We start from the raw sequence: 18,226 nt of genomic DNA on the forward strand, positions 1-18,226 counted from the left end.
TACTTATCATTGATTCTCTTATTTTAGCATACCTGTCCTGGCGTCACATCCTACGATACGCTTTCTTGTAATTTAAAAGCCGCCCGGAATCACTCGGACGGCTGGCTTAAGATATGAATTATTGCAAATACTTCATGGGGTTGATCGCGATCCCGTTTTTGCGGATTTCAAAATGCAGATGTGTGCCGGTTGAACGTCCAGTGTTGCCCATGACTCCGATTTGCGTACCTTGTTCAAGTCTTTGTCCCAGAGAGACTGAAATTCTGCTCAAATGACCGTAGTACGTAACATACCCGTTATGATGATCCACAATCACTACGTTGCCATATCCGTTCTGTACACCTGCAAAGCTGACTGTTCCGGCATCGGCTGCTTTGATCGTACGGTTACCGGATACCAGGTCAACACCTTTATGTACCCGGCCCCAACGCTCGCCGTAGCTGCTGGAAATCGATGCACCCATCACCGGCCAGGCAAACATCCCCGTTCCTTCTCCGGCAGAATTGGTTTCCTTGTACGTTCCTGCTCCGGCCACCTTGGTTCCCCGGTACACTACTTCCGGCAGCGAAGCATGCACCACCGTCTGCCCTAGCCATTCTTCCTTAACGACCAGACCATTTTCTTTGGTTAAGCGGTACTGCATCGTTTTGAGGCCCGTCTGTCCCGGACGGACCACTTTGCTCTTGCCTGCCGGGAGCAGATCGCTCGTACGCACAATCACATCAGGCTCGGTAACGACCTGTTCCGCCACCTGTTCTACGGTAACCACCGTAAGCGCGGGCTGGGGAACCGTCAATTGCAGAGTGTCACCAATTTGCAGCGTCAATTCTTTGACCGTAGGATTGTTCTTGAAGATCTCAGCCTGCGTAGTCTCGTACAGTTTGGCGATTCCAGAAATCGTATCACCTTCCTGTACCGTATACGTCAGCGGCTCCTCTTTGCCTTCGGTAAGTGCACTTACGGCTTCATCCACACTTAAGACTTTGTTCGGATCAGCTTTGACCGGTACAATAGACACCTGCTCACGGATATCAGCCGACTCTACGGTATCCTTGGCGCCGGTTGACCCTTTGGCTGAACTTAAAGCAGCCGTCTTCTTGAGCTGGGCTCCTGTAGACACTTCGGTCTGCGGCATGTAATGCTCCTTGACACCTTTCAGCACGGCTGCTGCCGTCGCCTGATCCTTGACGATGCCAAGCACCTCGCCGTCTACCGTTAATTGCACACCTACCGCGTAGGCCTTCAGCATGCCATCCAATTTGTCCAATGTCGCACCGCTGTCAACCTCAGGCTTAAAGGCCTTTTCGGCCTCGGTCGAAATACCCTCTGTCTGCAGCACCATCACGGACTCAGGATACTTCAGCTGATACTCCTGACTTTTCTGTTCGAACAGCTGCTCCAGTTCAGCCTTTTGGCTGAGCTTTCCGATTTCTTTGCCCTTCACCAGAACCTTATAGTAAGTTACCGTATTAGCGGTCACATACCTTTTCTCGGCTCCCACCAGAAACGCACCAAGCAGCACCAGACCGGCCGAAGCCGCGATCCAGGAGCGCCGTAATCTACGGGGTTTGGTCTCCTGATGAAAGACATTATCGCTATCGGCATCACTGCCCTGTTGACTTGCTGCACCGAGCTCTGCGGAATACCCGTCATCGTTCCGCAGCTTCCCCGCCTGGCGCATGAACTTAAATCCCTTCATGAAACTCTCCCTTTCAGTCCGCCCATTCCTACCGCACAGAGCGGCCAAGCTTTGTTATACGTCCCCTTTTATATATGCTGCAGCATCTATTTATCTATTTGCATGAGTACGAATGATCATGTTGTGAGGTACCTGAAAAAGGTTACAAAAAATTAACCCCTTATAGTCCTTTTTTACTGTACCACAGCCGGGAGAAAAATTTCAACTTTCCGTACACAACAAAACCCGCGAAAATCGCGGGTTTATTCCAGAATTATGACGCATAAACAGCCATCCAGTGTCCAAAAAGTGACATTTTTTAATTTTGCGGACTGTCCTTGCTGCTTGGTGTAAGCATTTTCATTAAGGTCTCATATTCCTCTTGATCTACATATTTCGCTATGACCTGCTGCAGTTCCTGGACTTCACTCTCTGTTAGCCCATCTTCCATGGCCTTGGATATTTTTTGCATTTCCTCCTGAGGCAGCTTAGCCATTAAAATATTGAAAATATTGGTTTTTTCATCAGCAGGCAGATTTTCCTTCAAATTCAGCATGGCTTCCGGTGTCATTACCAATTCCTGTTCACTGGAAGCTTCGCCCATCACAGGCAGGGCATCCTTAGGGGCATCTTCCTCCACCGTTTTCTCTCCACTTTTACCGCCAGTCGTATTCGGTTTACCTTCTTCCGTTTTATTACTGTTTGACGTTCCAGTTTCTTTATCTTCAGCTGTATCTGATGCCGCAGGTTTTGTGTCTATACCGGTCAGACTCTTCATAAATCCGCCGATCCCCGGCTCTGGCCCATCCAGCTTAATGTCGAAGCTTGCGAGCACTGACTGGATATACGTATTCACCACATAGGCTGTAGTCAGAATAGACAGTGCACTGGCCAGCACCACAATCAGGCAGACAGCTAGTGTACGCTTTACCATTTTCATCTTCATCTCTCCCTTGCTTCTGTTCATGGCCAAACTCAGGAATATCAGGCCTCGGGTCCTTCTATCCTTTCAGTATTGACTAGAACGCTGCAAGAGAAACGTCTGAACAGATACGGAGACTCCTAGATTATCGCCAGTAACAAATAAAAAGGAGCCTCAATAGAGACCCCTCAAAGGATAAAGTTTATATTCGATTAGATATAGATTGGAAGTACTTGATTGGTCTGCTCGCGGTTACGGCCTACGGAGAAGATCGAGATCGGAATGCCTGTAAGTTCCGACACCCGTTCAACATATTTCCGTGTATTTACCGGCAGGTCTTCCAGCGTCTTCGCCGAAGTGATATCCTCGCTCCAGCCTGGTAGCTCCTCATAGACGGCTTCGCATTCTGCCAGCATTTTCAGTGAAGCCGGATAGTGGGTAATCACTTCTCCACGGTATTTATAACCTGTGCAGATCTTTACGGTTTCCAGACCACTAAGAACGTCAAGCGAGTTCAAGGACAGACCGGTTATTCCGCTGACGCGTCGGGCATGACGCACCACTACACTGTCGAACCAGCCTACGCGGCGTGCACGTCCCGTTACCGTACCATACTCATGACCAGTTTCACGGATGTAGTCGCCAATCGAATCGTTCAACTCGGTTGGGAACGGTCCATCGCCTACACGGGTAGTATAAGACTTGGCTACACCGATAACCTGCTTAATCTTGGACGGACCTACACCTGAACCGATGCAGACCCCGCCCGCCGACGGATTGGAAGAAGTAACGAATGGATACGTGCCTTGGTCAATATCAAGCATAACACCCTGCGCGCCTTCGAACAGCACACGGGAATCGGCATCAATGGCCTCGTTCAGCACTACAGAGGTATCCGTTACATAGCCTCGGAGCACTTCTGCATACTCCAGATATTGGGTCAGAATTTCTTCTACATCCAGCGCTTCTGCTCCGTAGACCTGAGTGATTACCTGGTTCTTTTCTTCCATTAGGTGGCGCAGTCTCAGCTCGAACTCTTCTGCATCCATTAGATCAGCAATGCGGATACCGTTGCGGGCAGCCTTATCCATGTAAGCCGGGCCAATCCCTTTGCGGGTAGTGCCGATTTTGTTCGGGCCTTTACGGTCCTCTTCCAGCGCATCCAGCAGCATATGATATGGCATGATGACATGGGCGCGGTCACTGATCACCAGATTCTTGGTGTCGAAGCCGTTCTCATGAATATAATTAATCTCTTGAATCAGCGCTTCAGGGTTGATAACCATTCCGTTACCGATGACACAAGTTTTCTCTTTATAAAATACTCCTGATGGAATCAAGCTCAGCTTGAACTTCTTCCCGTCAATCAGAATCGTGTGACCGGCATTGTTACCCCCTTGATACCGGGCGACCACATCTGCGCTCTCTGCCAGAAAATCCGTGATCTTGCCTTTGCCTTCGTCTCCCCATTGTGTTCCCACGACGACTACCGTTGACATGTTCATTCCTCCGTAGGTGCTCGCTTAGCACCATTATTTTTCAAAATAGAAGAATCTATATGATTAAGCTATAAATTATCCTTCTATTTCCCGCTGAAACCCGCCGTCCCTTTAGGACAGCGAAGCCGTTTCCACTTGTAATATGGGCTCTGTACGCGCTTCTTATGTACGCAGCCCTCCGGACGCCCGGCGGTTTAACCCGCTAAAGCACAATAACCAGTGTAACAGCGGTACTTTTTAAAGTCAAACAAAAACGAACGATCACACAAAGAAATGTGTGATCGTTCGGATATTGTACGAAAAATGCCTAACCCGCAAACGGTTCGTTATGGGCACGCTCGTAGTTGACGAATTTGTTGAAATTTTTCAGGAACACCAGCTCTACGGTACCTACAGGACCATTACGCTGTTTGGCAATAATAATTTCGATGATATTCTTCTTTTCAGTATCCTGATTATAGTAATCATCACGATACAGGAAGGCCACGATATCGGCATCCTGCTCAATCGAACCCGATTCACGAAGGTCACTCATCATCGGACGTTTATCCTGGCGCTGCTCAACACCACGGCTGAGCTGGGACAAAGCAATCACCGGTACATCCAGCTCACGGGCAATCTGCTTCAAAGTACGTGAGATCTCCGAGACTTCCTGCTGACGGTTCTCGCCACCCTTGCCCCGCCCCTGAATGAGCTGCAAATAGTCAATGACAATCATGCCCAGACCCTTTTCCTTCTTCAGTCTTCGGCATTTTGCACGGATATCCGTAACCGTAATGCCGGGAGTATCATCAATATAGATTTCCGCTTCGGACAAAGATTGAATCCCCATCGTCAGCTTAGACCAGTCATCATCACTTTTGAAGTCACCGGTACGCATAATATTGGCGTCCAGATTCGCTTCAGCACAAATCATACGTTGAACCAGCTGCGGCGCCGACATTTCCAGACTGAAAATAGCGACGGTCTCTTTGGCCCGAACCGCCACATTCTGGGCAATGTTCAGGGCGAACGCTGTTTTCCCTACAGAAGGACGGGCGGCCACAATGATCAGGTCATTGCGCTGAAAGCCGTTGGTCATATGGTCGAGGTCCACGAAGCCGGTAGGAATCCCAGATGTACCCCCCTTGTTCTGATGAAGCAGCTCTACCCGGTCGAATACCTGCATGAGTACATCACGAATGGCAATAAATCCGCTGCCGCTACGTCGGTTAGAGATTTCAAGAATCCGCCGCTCGGCATCACTGAGCATACCACCTACATCTTCTCCGCCAGTGTACCCTTCACTGACAATCTGCGTCGCGGTACGGATCAAGCGCCGCAGCATCGCCTTCTCTTCAATAATTTGGGCATAGTATTCGACGTTGGCTGCAGTCGGCACCGCATGCGCCAGCTTCGCCAGATAGCTGACACCGCCGATATCCTCAAGCTGTCCCTTGTCCTGCAGTCTGGACGTCAGTGTAACCAGGTCAATCGGCTGGCTCTCTTCTCCGAGCTGCACCATCGCTTCAAATATCATCTGATGCGGTTTATCGTAGAAGTCTTCGGTATTCACCCGCTCCATCGCGGTAATCAGCGCTTCATCCTGCAGGAGCACAGCACCGATTACAGCCTGCTCTGCCTCCAGGTTCTGCGGGGGAATCCGATCGAAAAAGAGATCTCCACCCATCTTACTCCTCCGTTACCTGAACCGTGAGGTTAGCCTTTACTTCAGTATGCAGCTTCACCGTCACCTGAAATGTACCCACATGGCGGATCGGATCATTCAGTTCAATTTTGCGCTTATCAATTGAAATCCCCTGGGTAGCTGCGAGGGTTTCACCAATTTGCTTACTTGTAATGGCACCGAACAGCCGGCCACCTTCGCCAGCTTTGGCTTTAAGGGTCAATGTCAGCTCGTCCAGCTTCTTGCCCAGCTGAACTGCTTCCTCTTTCTCCTGATCCTTGCGGCGCTGCTCAGCAGCCGCCTGATTCTCCAGAGTTTTCACATTGCCTTCAGTAGCCGGGCGAACCAGTCCACGCGGCAGCAGGAAGTTGGCTGCATAACCCTCTGATACCTCTTTGACTTGCCCCTTCTTGCCCTGACCCTTAACATCTTTTATGAAAATGACCTTCATTCGAACAGCCCCTCTTTCGCTTCAATTTCAGCCAGTACTGCAAGCAGCCTGGCTTCTGCTTCCTTGCTTGTTCCTTCTAGCTGAACGGCAGCATTGGACAAGTGTCCGCCACCCCCCAGCTTTTCCATAACGACCTGCACGTTCATCCGCCCGAGTGACCGCGCGCTGATGCCAATGAGGCCGTCAGGCCGTTCGCTGATGACGAATGAAGCCACCACGTTCGTCATGCCCAGCAGCGTATCCGCCGTCTGGGCAATCAGCAGCTGCGGAATCTTCATTCCCGGAGCCGTAACAACCAGTGCTATATGATCATACACCATCCGGGCATGTTTGATAATTTCCGCTTTTGAAATGTACTCCTGCAGATCCTCCTTCAGCATACGCTGAATCAGAATCGTGTCTGCGCCGACCCGCCGCAGAAATCCTGCCGCTTCAAAGGTACGAGAGCCGGTGTGCAGCGCAAAATGCTTGGTGTCCACCGTAATTCCGGCCAGGAGCATTGTAGCTTCCAGCGGGCTGAGCTTGATCTTATCATGAATATACTGCAGAAGTTCTGTAACCAGCTCGCACGTAGATGAGGCATACGGCTCCAGATAGACCAGCACAGCATCATTGATGAACTCTTCACCTCTGCGGTGATGGTCAACGACCACTATCCGGCTGGCATACTGCACCAGGCGGGGTTCCATGGTCATCGAGGCCTTATGGGTATCCACCACGATCAGCAGTGTATGCTCTGTCATGATCTGCAGCGCTTGTTCTGTAGAGATAAAGGATTTGTTCAAATCCTCATCCCGGCGGATTTGCTCCATCATCCGGGTAATCGAAGGATTCGGCGTCTCCATCACAATATTTGCTTCTACATTGTACATTTGCGCTGCTTTGAGCAGACCAATCGCAGCCCCTACCGCATCGATGTCGGGGGTCCGGTGGCCCATGATCAGCACCCGGTCGCTTTCCTGCATCAGATCACGCAGGGCGTGGGCAATAACACGGGCCCGCACTCTCGTACGCTTCTCTGCTGCATTACTCTTGCCGCCATAGAAAGACAGCCGCTGGCCCGCCTTCACGGCCGCCTGATCGCCGCCCCGGCCAAGCGCCATATCAAGACTGGATTGCGCCAGTGCTCCCAGCTCGCTGGCCGATTCGGAACCGTAGGCAAGTCCGATACTAAGCGTCATCGGCACCTTGAGATCAGCGGTCATTTCCCGCACCTCGTCCAGAATCACGAACCGGCTCTCTTCGAGCGCCTGCAAGCTGCGGTGATTAAGCAACATGAGGTACCGCTCCGATGACAACCGGCGCAGGTATACTTCAAACTGCTTGCTCCACTCCGTAATCTCACTCGCTACCTTGGCGATAAGCGAGGTACGCTGCTGATCGTCCATGCCCTGGGCTGCTTCATCCAGATTATCCATCATCACGATGCCGATCGCGAGCTTCTCTTCTTCGTAACGTTCGCGCAGCACCACAAGCTCAGTGATGTCATACAAATACAGCATTCGCTCACTAGGGATCACGACTACCTGATAATAATGTTCATCGACGGCAATCTCCTGACGGATATCCTTCAGACTGTTATCTTTGGAGACTTCCCTCTTAACCGGCACATGGCTGGCAAGGGAAGGTATGATGTCGGGCAGCAATTCCTCCATTTCATCCCCAACCAAAGACTTGCGGGAGAAAATATCACCGGCACTGCGGTTGTTCCACTCTACCTTCCGGTCCTCACTGTACAGAATAATGCCGAGCGGAAGCATACCGACCGCTTCCCCCTCCACGCGCTTGATGCGAAAGGATAGCCCATTGATATATTCCACCAGATTCCGGCGGAACGAGAGTTCTGCCTGCAGCATAGAGAAGCAGAGGGTCCCTGCCAGAAACAGACTGGCGACACCAATAACCCAATTATAGACACTGACTACTATAATCAGCAGCAGCAGCAGCATAAACGCCCATACGGTATGATAGCCGTGCCAGCGTCTTTGCAGAAATTTTGGCATGAGCTCTCACCCTATCGTTTCGATTTCGTCACAAGCTCGCGCAGCGGGAACGCCAGGTCGACTATACCGATGATCCACAGCCCCGGCATAAAAATAACGGGAATCGCCAGCAGGAGTGCCACAACCTTGCTCCATTTCCGCTCATAGACCAGGAAGAAAAGGAAGCCGATGGTCTGAATGATAAAACCTATCCGCAATAGCGGCAGCAGATTGTCCGAAATCATCGGCATGAATCCGCTGTCTGATCCCCCAAACATAAGGCTAAGCACTACACCCAGCAGATAATACCAGATGAACGATCTTGGCAGTCTCCAGTCACGGGCTGGCTTCATTCGCGGAACTGCATATTCCATGCTATTCAGAATCGGACGGACAATGGAATGTGTGATCACGGCTATCATGAACGAGCTGATGATCAATGTCATTGGGATAATCTGGACGGTCATATGGCTAATCGTACTAACATCCTCGGAAGAGAGCTTCAATTCCGAAATCAGAGGATTGCTGGCCCCCAGCTCCGACAGCGGTGAATTCACCATCTGCAGCACATCATTCACATAGGTGGTAAGGTCGAAATTGAATAATGCGGTTCCTAACAGCAGCAGCAACAGAAATTCACCAAGTATGGTGATCATTCCGGCGAGCAGTGTGGACATCGCTGATGAACGTTTCTTGTACCAGCGCCCCATCACTAGTGCGGGTATCAAGAAATAGACCGCTATCAAGACATAGACGGGTGTGATCAGACCGACAATCAGCAGTACAGGCAGAATATGGACAATGAACTGCTTCGTATTCAGAGTAGTGAACAGCACTACTGCCGGAATAATCATAAATAATGTAGTGATAATGAGCAATGGGGTTGATAATGAGAGCAGCAACAGTAGATACGCTATGCTCCATGCCACCGATGTCCAGCGAAATTTCAACAGTATTCACCTCTTACGCATATGTTCTTCTAACGCAGATATATCCTGGTACCATTCTTCCAACTGATGCCCTTCCTGCCTGTGTTTTCTAAGCTTTTCAATCAGTAGATCGTCGAGTTCACGATAGGGAATTCCAAGTCTGCGGCCCAAAATATAAGAGCTCATAATCAGGCTGGCCAGACTGTCTCCCACACGCGCAGTACTGCCTTCCCAGAGCGCTTTGAACAACCGTGAGACTTGATCAATAACTTCGGTCTTCAACCATTCAATTACCTTGGCGCGTTTGGCTACATCCAAATCCTTCGGCACATTGGGCACAGTCTCTCTACCTCCGGCAAAAAGCATTATTCTCCATTATAGCATAAATAATTCCCAGCTACACGGGACGTCCGCCGTCCCGGAAATACTCGCTGTATTTTCAAAAAAGGCCCGCATTCCGTGCTCGCCGGAATTACAGGCCTTGATCCATACTACCTCAGGTCGCAAAACAAAATAAGAAGGCCTACACCGATTCCTGTGACTGGCGTGAAACAACCTTTTCACAATACTCAATAATTTGACTCCGGCGTACGATCCCAATGAACCGGTTCATGTCGTCGACTACGGGCACAAAGTTCTGCACCTTGGCTAAATTAATTAAATCCTCCATATCCGCATCAATGGATACCGGTAGATTGTTCATCCGCAGCGGCACATCCTTCAGCAGAAATTTGGAAGCATTTTCGAACGTCACCGCCCCACCCGAATCCTTCATATACCAGAGCAGGTCGCCTTCCGTTACTGTTCCTGCATATTCCCCGTTCCGGTTCAGAATCGGTACAGCAGTATAGCGGTGAAACTCCATCCGTTCCAGAGTCTGGCGCAGCGTTGAATCGAGGGTCACGCACGCCACCTCCTGTTTCGGAAGTAAAAAAAACGCAATATTCATCTCTTGATCCTCCTCAAAGAGTTCCGAAGGAATTATTATGCCTTACCCTTTCCTTGAAGCAAGGGCCATCCGTAATTATACGTCTTTAGCCAATCATTCGTTCCATTTTATTATAGCATGAGAACAGTAAGCAGCAGCCATTAAGATTGCGTATGGCTGCTGCTGTCATCGCTTATTCTTTTACGAAGGGATTACTGCGCTGCAGATGTGGCCGCAGGCTCCAGTGCATTTTGCGCTTTGCCCGGTTCGATTAATTGGTCCACCGGTGTGCTGGCATTCATCCAGTTGTCGATCATCGCTTTGGCTTCAGTCAGGTCCTCTTCATCAACGATATCATAATACACTCCGCCGATGCGTTCGCCCTCACCCATCACGGTAAAGCTGGAAATATCCATATCTTTTCCGCCCATGAATTTCCTGGCCAGACTAATGATTGTAGACGGCTCAATATCCGTCTTGAAGTTGTCGCCCATGATATCAAGCAGCTCGGGGATGTTACCGATTTGGCTGATGGACAGCATCTTGTTCGCAACTACATCAATGAATACCTGCTGCCGTTTCGTACGGTTGAAGTCACTGTCTTCACGGTAGCGCGTATAGTTGAGAGCCTCTTCACCATCATAATTGGGTTTGCCGCCTTTAATAGTGAATTTTTCATGATCCTTACCCTTGTTCACAATGTCTTTTTTGATAGGCAGCGGGACACCGCCAATGGCGTCGACGGCATCCTTTAGACCTTGGAAATTAATAGTGGCATAATATTGAATGTCGTGTCCAAGCAGGTTCTCCAGAGTATCCTTGGCCATCTGCTGGCCCCCAAACGCGTAGGCATGGGTAATTTTATCTTTTTTGTTGTCATCGTGTCCGATGATCTCTGTGTACGTGTCCCGCGGAATAGAGATCAGCAGAATTTTGTAATCCTCGGGGCGAATAACCGCGTAGATCATCGTATCGGAACGGGCCGTTTCATTTTCACGCTGGTCTGTACCCAGCAGCATCAGAGAAAACGGGTCGCTTTTGTACACAACAGGTTCCGGTTTTACCGTAGTGTTGCCATCATTCACGAGAGGTTGGTACGATTCCTGGGACAGCTTATCCTCGACCCGATCCGACAGAAATAGATCAAAGGCTAGTACCGCCAGCGGTTTTTGGAATAGAAATCCTCCACCGATTAATACTACAAGTGCAGCAAGGATGACGATGTATCTTGTCTTAATTTTTTTGATTTTTCTCATGATTTTTTGATTCCTTCTTTATGGTGGAATGGTTATATGATTGCTTGCGATCTATTTACAATGCTTGCCTGGAGCGTACCAAGCAGTCATGGCTGTGCTTTTCTTGGCTGTTAAGTTTCGCCCGATTCAGTAATCTTATGTTTCCCCCCTTTCTGGAATTCGGGTCATTCTATTTGTTGAATAAACATGGAAAAAGGCTTTGACACATAAACAATATTTCTATTGTAATCACTTGACGCTAAAAAAGAAACAACAAATAACGACATGTTTAGTGCTGGAGCTACTTGCAATCCATAAAGTATATGACGAATGAAACTTCATTTTGATGCAGAATTAATAAAAAAAGAAGCAAAACTGCAGGGTCCGCCCTCAACAGGCAACGGCTCCTGAGCTTTGCTTCCATTCACTCCTCTTCCTTAATCCACCAAGTCTGTGGTTCAATAATAGTACTGATGGAATTAACCCGAACGTTCTGCAGACGTTTGTTAACGGCTGTAATATTCGTGCGCTCGGCAAAAAAGATCATCGGCACTTCCTCGTTAATTAATTTTTGCCATTCATAGTAGACCTGCTTGCGGTACTCTTTATCATAGGATTTGATTCCTACGCCTTCACGGATCAATTCTTCACTACGCTTTGAACTGTACCGTGGATAATTCCACAGATCTGTCGCTCTCCATAAACCGGAGGGATCCGGGTCGCTGGCCAACCCCCATACTCCGTTGAACAGCTCAACAGAGGGATCGTCATTTTCTACCGCTTCATAGAAGTCATTAAGCTCCTTAAGCCGGCCTCCGTTCAGCCGGACATCCAGTCCGACATCTCGCCAATTTCGGAGAATTGCCTGCGTTCTTGCTTCAGCGGTTGTAGTCCCGGTCATCGCATCGTAATTTATTACAAAAGAATGTCCTTTGGGGTCTTCGCGCAATCCATCGCCATCCTTGTCTATATAGCCGGCTTCGTCCAGGAGCGTCTCTGCTGTATCCGGATTGTAGTCATACGTATTAATGTCGGCGTCGGGGATCTTCGCCCAGCTTGAGCTGGAAACCGGAGTTTCAATCAGACTGCCAAGACCATAGGAGTACTGGTCAATAATCCCCTTCCGATCGAGTGCGTAATACATGGCCTGCCGCAGACGTTTATCGGCGAACTTGGGATTATCCATGACAATCTGCTGGGTTTCCTTATCCCATGATCCAAATTTGAATCCTATGTATTCGTAAGACAGTTCCGGAGACTCCAAAACCTCCAACTGGTCCAGCTGCTTCAGCGATGCATAGGCATCACGTGGGGCTGAAGCTATATCCACTTGATTCTCATCAAGAAGATTCACGATTTCCTTATCATCGAACACTTTATACTGCACACCGTCCAAGAGAGCCTTCCCCTGATAGTAATTCTCAAATCGCTTCATCTCCACAAGCTGCCCTGGCTTGATATTCGTTACCTCAAAGGGGCCAATCCCGATAGGATGCTTCCGTACCGGATCACTGTCCGGCATATCCTTCACCGCGATTCCGCTGAAAACTTTTTTATTCATCGGGTAGGACCACAGGTTGTCCAGTGCATTTACCCGAACCCCATTCATAGTGATTCTCAGCGTATAGGGATCAATCACTTTTATCCCGCTAATCTCCTTGGCTTCCCCGTTATGATAGGCTTCTACACCCTTAATCATTTCCACACTGTAGTAACGTGACCCTGTATATTCTGGGCTGGCAATGGTCTCCAGTGCAAACTTCCAGTCTTCTACAGTTAACTCATCGCCATTATGCCAGCGGACACCCGCTTTTATTTTGAAGGTGAATACGGTGTGGTCGTCTGATTCCTGCCAGGAGGCAATACCCGGAACGGTGGTTAGGTCATCTTTTACCTTAAACATGGATTCTGTAATGAACTCCAGTACCTGGAAATCGTCCTCACCCTCATAAAAAGCGGGATCAAACAACCCCTGGAACGGAGAGGAGTAGCCAAAAGTGATGATTCCCCCAGCTACAGGAACTTCTGACGTATTATTCGAAAGAATTCCATAGGAAAGCCGCTCAGAGCTAATACTGCTGCAAGCTGACAGCATCATAGCCATCGCCAGCACCAGTGCGCCATATCTGCGCTTCATCATATCATTCTTCCCTTCTGCCATTGTAAGCGTTATCTAAAGAGTATTTTATGAATCATTTTTATTTTCATTCTTTACAGCATTTATAGACTATAATATTGAGGATATACAATATTCAGCCTAAAGTGAAGCACTTAATTCAACTTCGTACCCTATTTACCCTTGTAGTAACATTCATATCTTTTAAAAAAACCTGCCCCAAGGGGCAGGCCTTTGCATTTTCTGCTGCGGTTACTCGTCCTTCTCCTCATGAACAATAGTAAGACCTTCTACATGCTTTTTCCGCATCAGCTTACGCTTTTTCCGTGTTTCCTTACTCTCGAAAATAATATCAAAATCGTATTCTTCCGGATAAAGCTCTTCTTTAGAGAGGTATGGTTTTAGACGTTTATGGTTGAATTTCATTTTTTGCTTTTGAATCATTACGCCAACCATTCCCATTCCATCCCTTGTCTCATACACGATTCCCGTCCTGCCCAGTGGCTTCACATACACCGCATCTCCTACTTCAAAATCCTTCTTCTGTGCCTTGCCTTCAGCTGTTTGTGCAGAGTTTAGTTCTCCTGATAAGTCTTCTGTTAGTCCTGTAGAAACAGTTGAAGCCAGGTCTTGCTCGGGGTGATTATTCTCTTCCACATGCTTGAACCCTTCACCTGATTTGCCTTGTTGTGATCGGTTAGGGTTGTTCCAGTACCCTTTATCTCCATCTACTTCATGTTGCCCCTCCACAAGCTGCTGCGAGCGCCGGATAACTGACTCGGGGATACCTAATTTTGCGGCAATTTGTAAGGCATAACTTTCACCTGCTTCACCAATAGTCAATTGGTAGAGCGGCTGCAGCGTATTCTTGTCAAACTCCATCCGCGCATTTTGGAACCCGCTGGTGGATGCGGCGAAGACCTTAAGTTCATTAAAATGGGTAGTAACTATTATATTGGCTCCTTTGCGGTTCAGTTCCTCGAGAATTGCTATCGAAAGTGCGAATCCTTCTCCGGGGTCCGTACCCGCCGCCAGCTCATCAATCAGCAGCAGTACCCCCTTGCCTGCATCTCTAAGCATCCCCTCTATACTCTTCATCTGTGCTGAAAAGGTGCTTAGAGACTGTGTCAGACTCTGTCCGTCGCCAATCACGCTGATGACATTCGAGAACACAGTGAAGTCGCTGTCTGGCTCTACAGGAATTAGCAGCCCTGATTGAACCATTAGGGTTAGCAACCCCAACGTTTTGAGCACTACTGTTTTTCCACCCGTATTTGGTCCGGTGACGATAAGGGACTTGTAGCCATTGCCGAATTCCAGGCTAACTGGAATCATCCCATCCAGCTTAGGGTGCCTGCCCCCATTCATCCTCAAGTAACCGCGGTCATTCAGGGCAACATTTCTAGCACCCATTGTACGCGCATATTTGGCTTTGGCGAAAATAAAATCATAGTTGCCTGTAATTTCAATATTCAGCCTCAGCGCCGCCTGCTCCTTCTCCAAAAGGCCTGTAAGCATACTTAAAATCTGCATTTCTTCCCTAGCCTCTTCAGCCCCCAGCAATTCGAGTTCCCCCTGCATGGAGGCGATCTCATAGGGTTCTACAAATACGGTTTGCCCGCTGGTTGACTGATCCAGTACTGCTCCCTTCACCTGCTTGTGATACTCACGCTTTACAGGAATTACATACCGCCCACCGCGCATACTGACGAGGTTCTCCTGCAGGATTCCCTGATGCCTCGACATTACAGCTTCTATTTTCCTCTGCAGGCGATCCTTAGCTACAGCCAATCGTTTCCGGACCCGTTCCAGCCCTTTGCTGGCGTGGTCATCAATGGTCCCTAGTCGTATACAGCGTTCAATCTCCTCCCGTACGTCTCTCAACTCCACTAGAGAAGCCGCATAGGAAGCAATCCGCGGAGCCGTCTGCTCTTTGGCCTTCATGTATTTGCGCAGCTGGCTGCAGCTCTGCAGAAACACCGATACTGCCATGAAATCCTTCTCGCTATACAGATATCCTGTTCCTAGCAGCGACATTAGGTTCTCCATTCCCTCCAGGGAGGGAATCGGTACGCTTGCCCCTCTTTCCAAAAGCTCCTTCGCCTCTTCAGTTTCGTCCAGCGCCCTGTGAATTGCTGGAAGATAGGTCATAGGTTCAAGGCCGCTTACCGCCTTTTTCCCCTCATAAGATACGGTGTGACGTCCAAGATCCTCCCTCATTTCTTCATATTGCAGGGTAATCTGGCTTTGTGTATTCATTATTCAATGTTCCTCCTCTATCCCTCACCTAACCGCTCAGGTGGGCTGCTGATGTGTCCGTAACGTAAAAAAGGGCAAAGACTGCCACTACGGCTGTCTTTGCCCTCATTCGCTGCTGCCATCCTCTTTGTGCTTCAACCATTTCCCCCTATGGAGAAATTCAGCCTGAAGACAGAAAAAACCGTGCTGCAAGAGCACGGTTTAATCACAAAGAGAACATTAGCCGTAAAGAGGCCATATGACGCTTCGCGTGTGTCCTTAACTAATTCATTCACCTTCCCAGAAGCACAAGCACATCCCTGCCGGACATACTCAAACACAGCCTGCTTTACGCTATAAAACGGGCCTTGTGCAGCTTACGGGTAAGATGATATGAAATTGCTTAGTTAAGAACGCTCACCAACATCAAAATTTCCCCTTTAGTTATAGGATATCTGTAATTTACTACATTCTGTCACCTTCGTCAATTCCCTTTCAGTAAACAGAAGCAGCCCTGACATATAAATAAGCAGCCGGCTAAGCCGGCTGCTTCATGAAACGTCCTATTCCGTTGTGTAAGGCAGCAGCGCGATTTGACGCGAGCGTTTTACAGCAATGGTCAGAGCGCGTTGGTATTTTGCACTTGTACCCGTTACACGACGCGGCAAGATCTTTCCGCGTTCGCTGATGAACTTCTTCAGAAGCTCAGTGTCTTTATAGTCAATGTGAGTAATCTTGTTCACAGTGAAGTAGCACACTTTTTTGCGCTTGTTGCGTCCACCACGACGTGCCGGTCTTTTGTCGTTGTCTCCGCCTTCTCTTTGTTTGAAAGCCATGTCAGTTCAGTCCTTCCTTATTAAAATGGCAAATCATCGTCCGATATATCGATCGGTTTTCCATCGCCCGAAAAAGGATCTTGAGTATTGTTGTTACGCGAGAAATTATTGTTATTTCCGCGTCCACTGTTACCGCCGCCACCATAGGATGGTTCTTCTGGTACATTTCCGCCACTTGGCGCATTGCCACCTTCACGATTCTGCGAGGATTCCAGGAAACGGACATTATCGGCAATAACTTCAGTAACGTATACACGTTTACCTTCGTTATTTTCATAATTCCGTACTTGGATGCGGCCTTCCACGGCTGCCAGACGCCCTTTGCGCAAGTAATTGGCACAGGTCTCAGCCAGCTGTCTCCAGGTTACTACCGGGATGAAGTCCGCTTCGCGTTCACCGTTCTGGCCCGTAAAGTTGCGGTCTACGGCAAGCGTAAACTGCGTTACGGCAACACCAGCGGGAGTATAACGAAGTTCCGGGTCACGGGTCAACCGACCGATCAGAATGATACGGTTCAACAATTCAATCCCCTCCTTATAAGCGATTCGTTACAAAGCTTGTCAAGATCTTAGGCAACGTCGTTCGTAATGAGATAACGAATGACTTCGTCGGAAATCTTCATGATACGTTCCAATTCGGTAACAACTGCAGGTTCTGCAGTAAAGTTAACCAAAACATAAACGCCATCACGGAATTTCTTGATCTCATACGCAAGACGGCGTTTACCTTGCACATCGTGCTTTGTAATTTCTCCGCCGTTGGAGATGATGCCTTGGAATTTTTCGACTGCTGCTTGAACGGCTTCTTGTTCAATGTCAGGACGAATAATGTACATGACTTCATATTTGCGCATAATTTTCACCTCCTTATGGTCTGCGGCCCCTAATCACGTCAGGAGCAAGGAACGAGCACAAACATAGACTCGCACCAAATTAATATACCAAATTGCCCTAAGGAGTGCAAGTTATTTTTATCAATAAGGTTTATTGGGTACTTTTTGGTTACATGAAGAGACATCGATCCGAGCACAATAACACCGCAATTACTCACTCTATACAAGGAGGAATGGTCTAATGGGCGAGCAAACCGAATACGAAAAAGGCGATAAAGCTCCAAATCCGGGCATCTACACAGAGGTTGGCGAAGCGCGAAGCTTCCACACTCAAATTCAAAATCCAAAACGAATCGAAATGAAGAGGGGTGACACCTTTCCGGAAACCTCAAATAAAGACCGGAAGTGGAAGAAGGTTGAAAAAGCCCGGGTTCATTAATTTTTAAGATCACAAGTATAAAAAAAACATCATGAGACATACTATTCTCAGGCAGTACAAAAGAGAGGTGTGGTTCCGTTGGACGTCGTAGACGAACACAATCACAAGGATTCTGAATCAGCATCTATTGTAAGTCGGGGAGAGTAAAGGCTTCCCCTTAAAAAAGGGATAAGCCTGGCACAACCTGCATCACTTTAGCGGCTATAGACAGATTAAATCCGAACGTTATCCATGTACTGCCTCTTGAGAGGGACCTGAAAAGGTCCCTCTTTTGTTTGTCGCTTGAACTGACATTACAAATAACAAAAAACCCTTCGTTATCTCAACGAAGGGTTCATAAGCTAAGGTATGTAGAACTGAAGTGGCGGAGAGGGTGGGATTCGAACCCACGCACGCTGTGACACGCCTAACTGATTTCGAGTCAGCCCCCTTGGGCCTCTTGGGTACCTCTCCGCAGCAAGAATTATTGTAGCAT

At 48.5% G+C, this 18,226-nt stretch carries 16 protein-coding genes and 1 tRNA gene; 1 reads left to right on the plus strand and 16 read right to left on the minus strand.

What is annotated here, in order from left to right; translation table 11 throughout:
* Positions 1-118: 118 nt before the first annotated feature.
* The 15 genes from ACTJKB_RS13885 to rpsF all read right to left on the minus strand — a co-directional run bounded on the left by ACTJKB_RS13885 (position 119) and on the right by rpsF (position 17,333).
* Entirely contained in the window at positions 119-1,699 is a 1,581-nt protein-coding gene (locus tag ACTJKB_RS13885) for a peptidoglycan DD-metalloendopeptidase family protein (protein WP_440834696.1), read from the minus strand.
* 298 nt (positions 1,700-1,997) lie between these two features.
* The gene (locus ACTJKB_RS13890) at positions 1,998-2,645 is read right to left on the minus strand and encodes a hypothetical protein (protein ID WP_440834698.1); all 648 of its coding nucleotides are present in this window, start codon (positions 2,643-2,645) and stop codon (positions 1,998-2,000) included.
* A gap of 167 nt (positions 2,646-2,812) precedes the next feature.
* Positions 2,813-4,099 carry an adenylosuccinate synthase gene (locus tag ACTJKB_RS13895; RefSeq protein ID WP_074100724.1) on the minus strand — a complete coding sequence of 429 codons (1,287 nt, stop codon included), beginning with the start codon at positions 4,097-4,099 and terminating at the stop codon, positions 2,813-2,815.
* A gap of 307 nt (positions 4,100-4,406) precedes the next feature.
* Positions 4,407-5,768, minus strand: coding sequence for a replicative DNA helicase (dnaB, locus tag ACTJKB_RS13900; RefSeq protein ID WP_074086464.1), 1,362 nt, complete (start codon positions 5,766-5,768; stop codon positions 4,407-4,409).
* A 1-nt stretch (position 5,769) separates the two neighbouring features.
* Positions 5,770-6,216, minus strand: coding sequence for a 50S ribosomal protein L9 (gene rplI, locus ACTJKB_RS13905; protein WP_074086465.1), 447 nt, complete (start codon positions 6,214-6,216; stop codon positions 5,770-5,772).
* Positions 6,213-8,219 (minus strand): DHH family phosphoesterase, encoded by a 2,007-nt coding sequence (locus tag ACTJKB_RS13910; RefSeq protein WP_440834700.1) that lies wholly within the window; start codon positions 8,217-8,219, stop codon positions 6,213-6,215. Before ACTJKB_RS13910 ends, rplI begins: the two co-directional genes overlap by 4 nt.
* Before the next feature lie 11 nt (positions 8,220-8,230).
* The gene (locus ACTJKB_RS13915; protein ID WP_440834701.1) at positions 8,231-9,148 is read right to left on the minus strand and encodes a DUF2232 domain-containing protein; all 918 of its coding nucleotides are present in this window, start codon (positions 9,146-9,148) and stop codon (positions 8,231-8,233) included.
* 6 nt (positions 9,149-9,154) lie between these two features.
* Complete coding sequence (locus ACTJKB_RS13920) at positions 9,155-9,457, minus strand: MazG-like family protein (RefSeq protein WP_025707985.1); 303 nt, start codon at positions 9,455-9,457, stop codon at positions 9,155-9,157.
* Positions 9,458-9,650: 193 nt separating this feature from the next.
* A complete protein-coding gene (locus tag ACTJKB_RS13925) occupies positions 9,651-10,076 on the minus strand; it encodes a CBS domain-containing protein (protein ID WP_074086468.1) in 426 nt (141 codons plus the stop codon).
* 191 nt (positions 10,077-10,267) lie between these two features.
* Positions 10,268-11,311, minus strand: a complete 1,044-nt coding sequence (locus ACTJKB_RS13930; protein ID WP_440834703.1) for an LCP family protein — start codon at positions 11,309-11,311, stop codon at positions 10,268-10,270.
* A gap of 403 nt (positions 11,312-11,714) precedes the next feature.
* Entirely contained in the window at positions 11,715-13,427 is a 1,713-nt protein-coding gene (opp4A, locus tag ACTJKB_RS13935) for an oligopeptide ABC transporter substrate-binding protein (protein ID WP_440834704.1), read from the minus strand.
* A gap of 231 nt (positions 13,428-13,658) precedes the next feature.
* Positions 13,659-15,665, minus strand: a complete 2,007-nt coding sequence (locus ACTJKB_RS13940; protein ID WP_440834705.1) for an endonuclease MutS2 — start codon at positions 15,663-15,665, stop codon at positions 13,659-13,661.
* Positions 15,666-16,207: 542 nt separating this feature from the next.
* Positions 16,208-16,480, minus strand: a complete 273-nt coding sequence (gene rpsR / locus ACTJKB_RS13945) for a 30S ribosomal protein S18 (RefSeq protein ID WP_019914552.1) — start codon at positions 16,478-16,480, stop codon at positions 16,208-16,210.
* Between the two features lie 20 nt (positions 16,481-16,500).
* A complete protein-coding gene (ssb, locus tag ACTJKB_RS13950) occupies positions 16,501-17,001 on the minus strand; it encodes a single-stranded DNA-binding protein (RefSeq protein ID WP_074086470.1) in 501 nt (166 codons plus the stop codon).
* Between the two features lie 47 nt (positions 17,002-17,048).
* On the minus strand, positions 17,049-17,333 hold the full coding sequence (rpsF, locus tag ACTJKB_RS13955; RefSeq protein ID WP_025706808.1) for a 30S ribosomal protein S6: 285 nt from the start codon (positions 17,331-17,333) through the stop codon (positions 17,049-17,051).
* Between the two features lie 220 nt (positions 17,334-17,553).
* Between rpsF and ACTJKB_RS13960 the strand changes: the two genes are divergently transcribed.
* Complete coding sequence (locus tag ACTJKB_RS13960; protein WP_074086472.1) at positions 17,554-17,751, plus strand: YjzC family protein; 198 nt, start codon at positions 17,554-17,556, stop codon at positions 17,749-17,751.
* A 362-nt stretch (positions 17,752-18,113) separates the two neighbouring features.
* On the opposite strand, the gene ACTJKB_RS13965 is transcribed toward ACTJKB_RS13960, so the two are convergent.
* Positions 18,114-18,204: transfer RNA gene (locus tag ACTJKB_RS13965), tRNA-Ser, on the minus strand.
* Between the last annotated feature and the right edge of the window lie 22 nt (positions 18,205-18,226).

The organism is Paenibacillus sp. 22594 (assembly GCF_052044425.1).
Taxonomy (GTDB): Bacteria; Bacillota; Bacilli; order Paenibacillales; family Paenibacillaceae; genus Paenibacillus_AQ.

Bases quoted from the DNA above. Each gene is read 5' to 3' on its own strand.
- ACTJKB_RS13885 (WP_440834696.1), bottom strand. From the start codon at position 1,699: ATGAAGGGATTTAAGTTCATGCGCCAGGCGGGGAAGCTGCGGAACGAT.
- ACTJKB_RS13890 (WP_440834698.1), bottom strand. From the start codon at position 2,645: ATGAACAGAAGCAAGGGAGAGATGAAGATGAAAATGGTAAAGCGTACA.
- ACTJKB_RS13895 (WP_074100724.1), bottom strand. From the start codon at position 4,099: ATGTCAACGGTAGTCGTCGTGGGAACACAATGGGGAGACGAAGGCAAA.
- dnaB (WP_074086464.1), bottom strand. From the start codon at position 5,768: ATGGGTGGAGATCTCTTTTTCGATCGGATTCCCCCGCAGAACCTGGAG.
- rplI (WP_074086465.1), bottom strand. From the start codon at position 6,216: ATGAAGGTCATTTTCATAAAAGATGTTAAGGGTCAGGGCAAGAAGGGG.
- ACTJKB_RS13910 (WP_440834700.1), bottom strand. From the start codon at position 8,219: ATGCCAAAATTTCTGCAAAGACGCTGGCACGGCTATCATACCGTATGG.
- ACTJKB_RS13925 (WP_074086468.1), bottom strand. From the start codon at position 10,076: ATGAATATTGCGTTTTTTTTACTTCCGAAACAGGAGGTGGCGTGCGTG.
- ACTJKB_RS13930 (WP_440834703.1), bottom strand. From the start codon at position 11,311: ATGAGAAAAATCAAAAAAATTAAGACAAGATACATCGTCATCCTTGCT.
- opp4A (WP_440834704.1), bottom strand. From the start codon at position 13,427: ATGAAGCGCAGATATGGCGCACTGGTGCTGGCGATGGCTATGATGCTG.
- ACTJKB_RS13940 (WP_440834705.1), bottom strand. From the start codon at position 15,665: ATGAATACACAAAGCCAGATTACCCTGCAATATGAAGAAATGAGGGAG.
- rpsR (WP_019914552.1), bottom strand. From the start codon at position 16,480: ATGGCTTTCAAACAAAGAGAAGGCGGAGACAACGACAAAAGACCGGCA.
- rpsF (WP_025706808.1), bottom strand. From the start codon at position 17,333: ATGCGCAAATATGAAGTCATGTACATTATTCGTCCTGACATTGAACAA.
- ACTJKB_RS13960 (WP_074086472.1), top strand. From the start codon at position 17,554: ATGGGCGAGCAAACCGAATACGAAAAAGGCGATAAAGCTCCAAATCCG.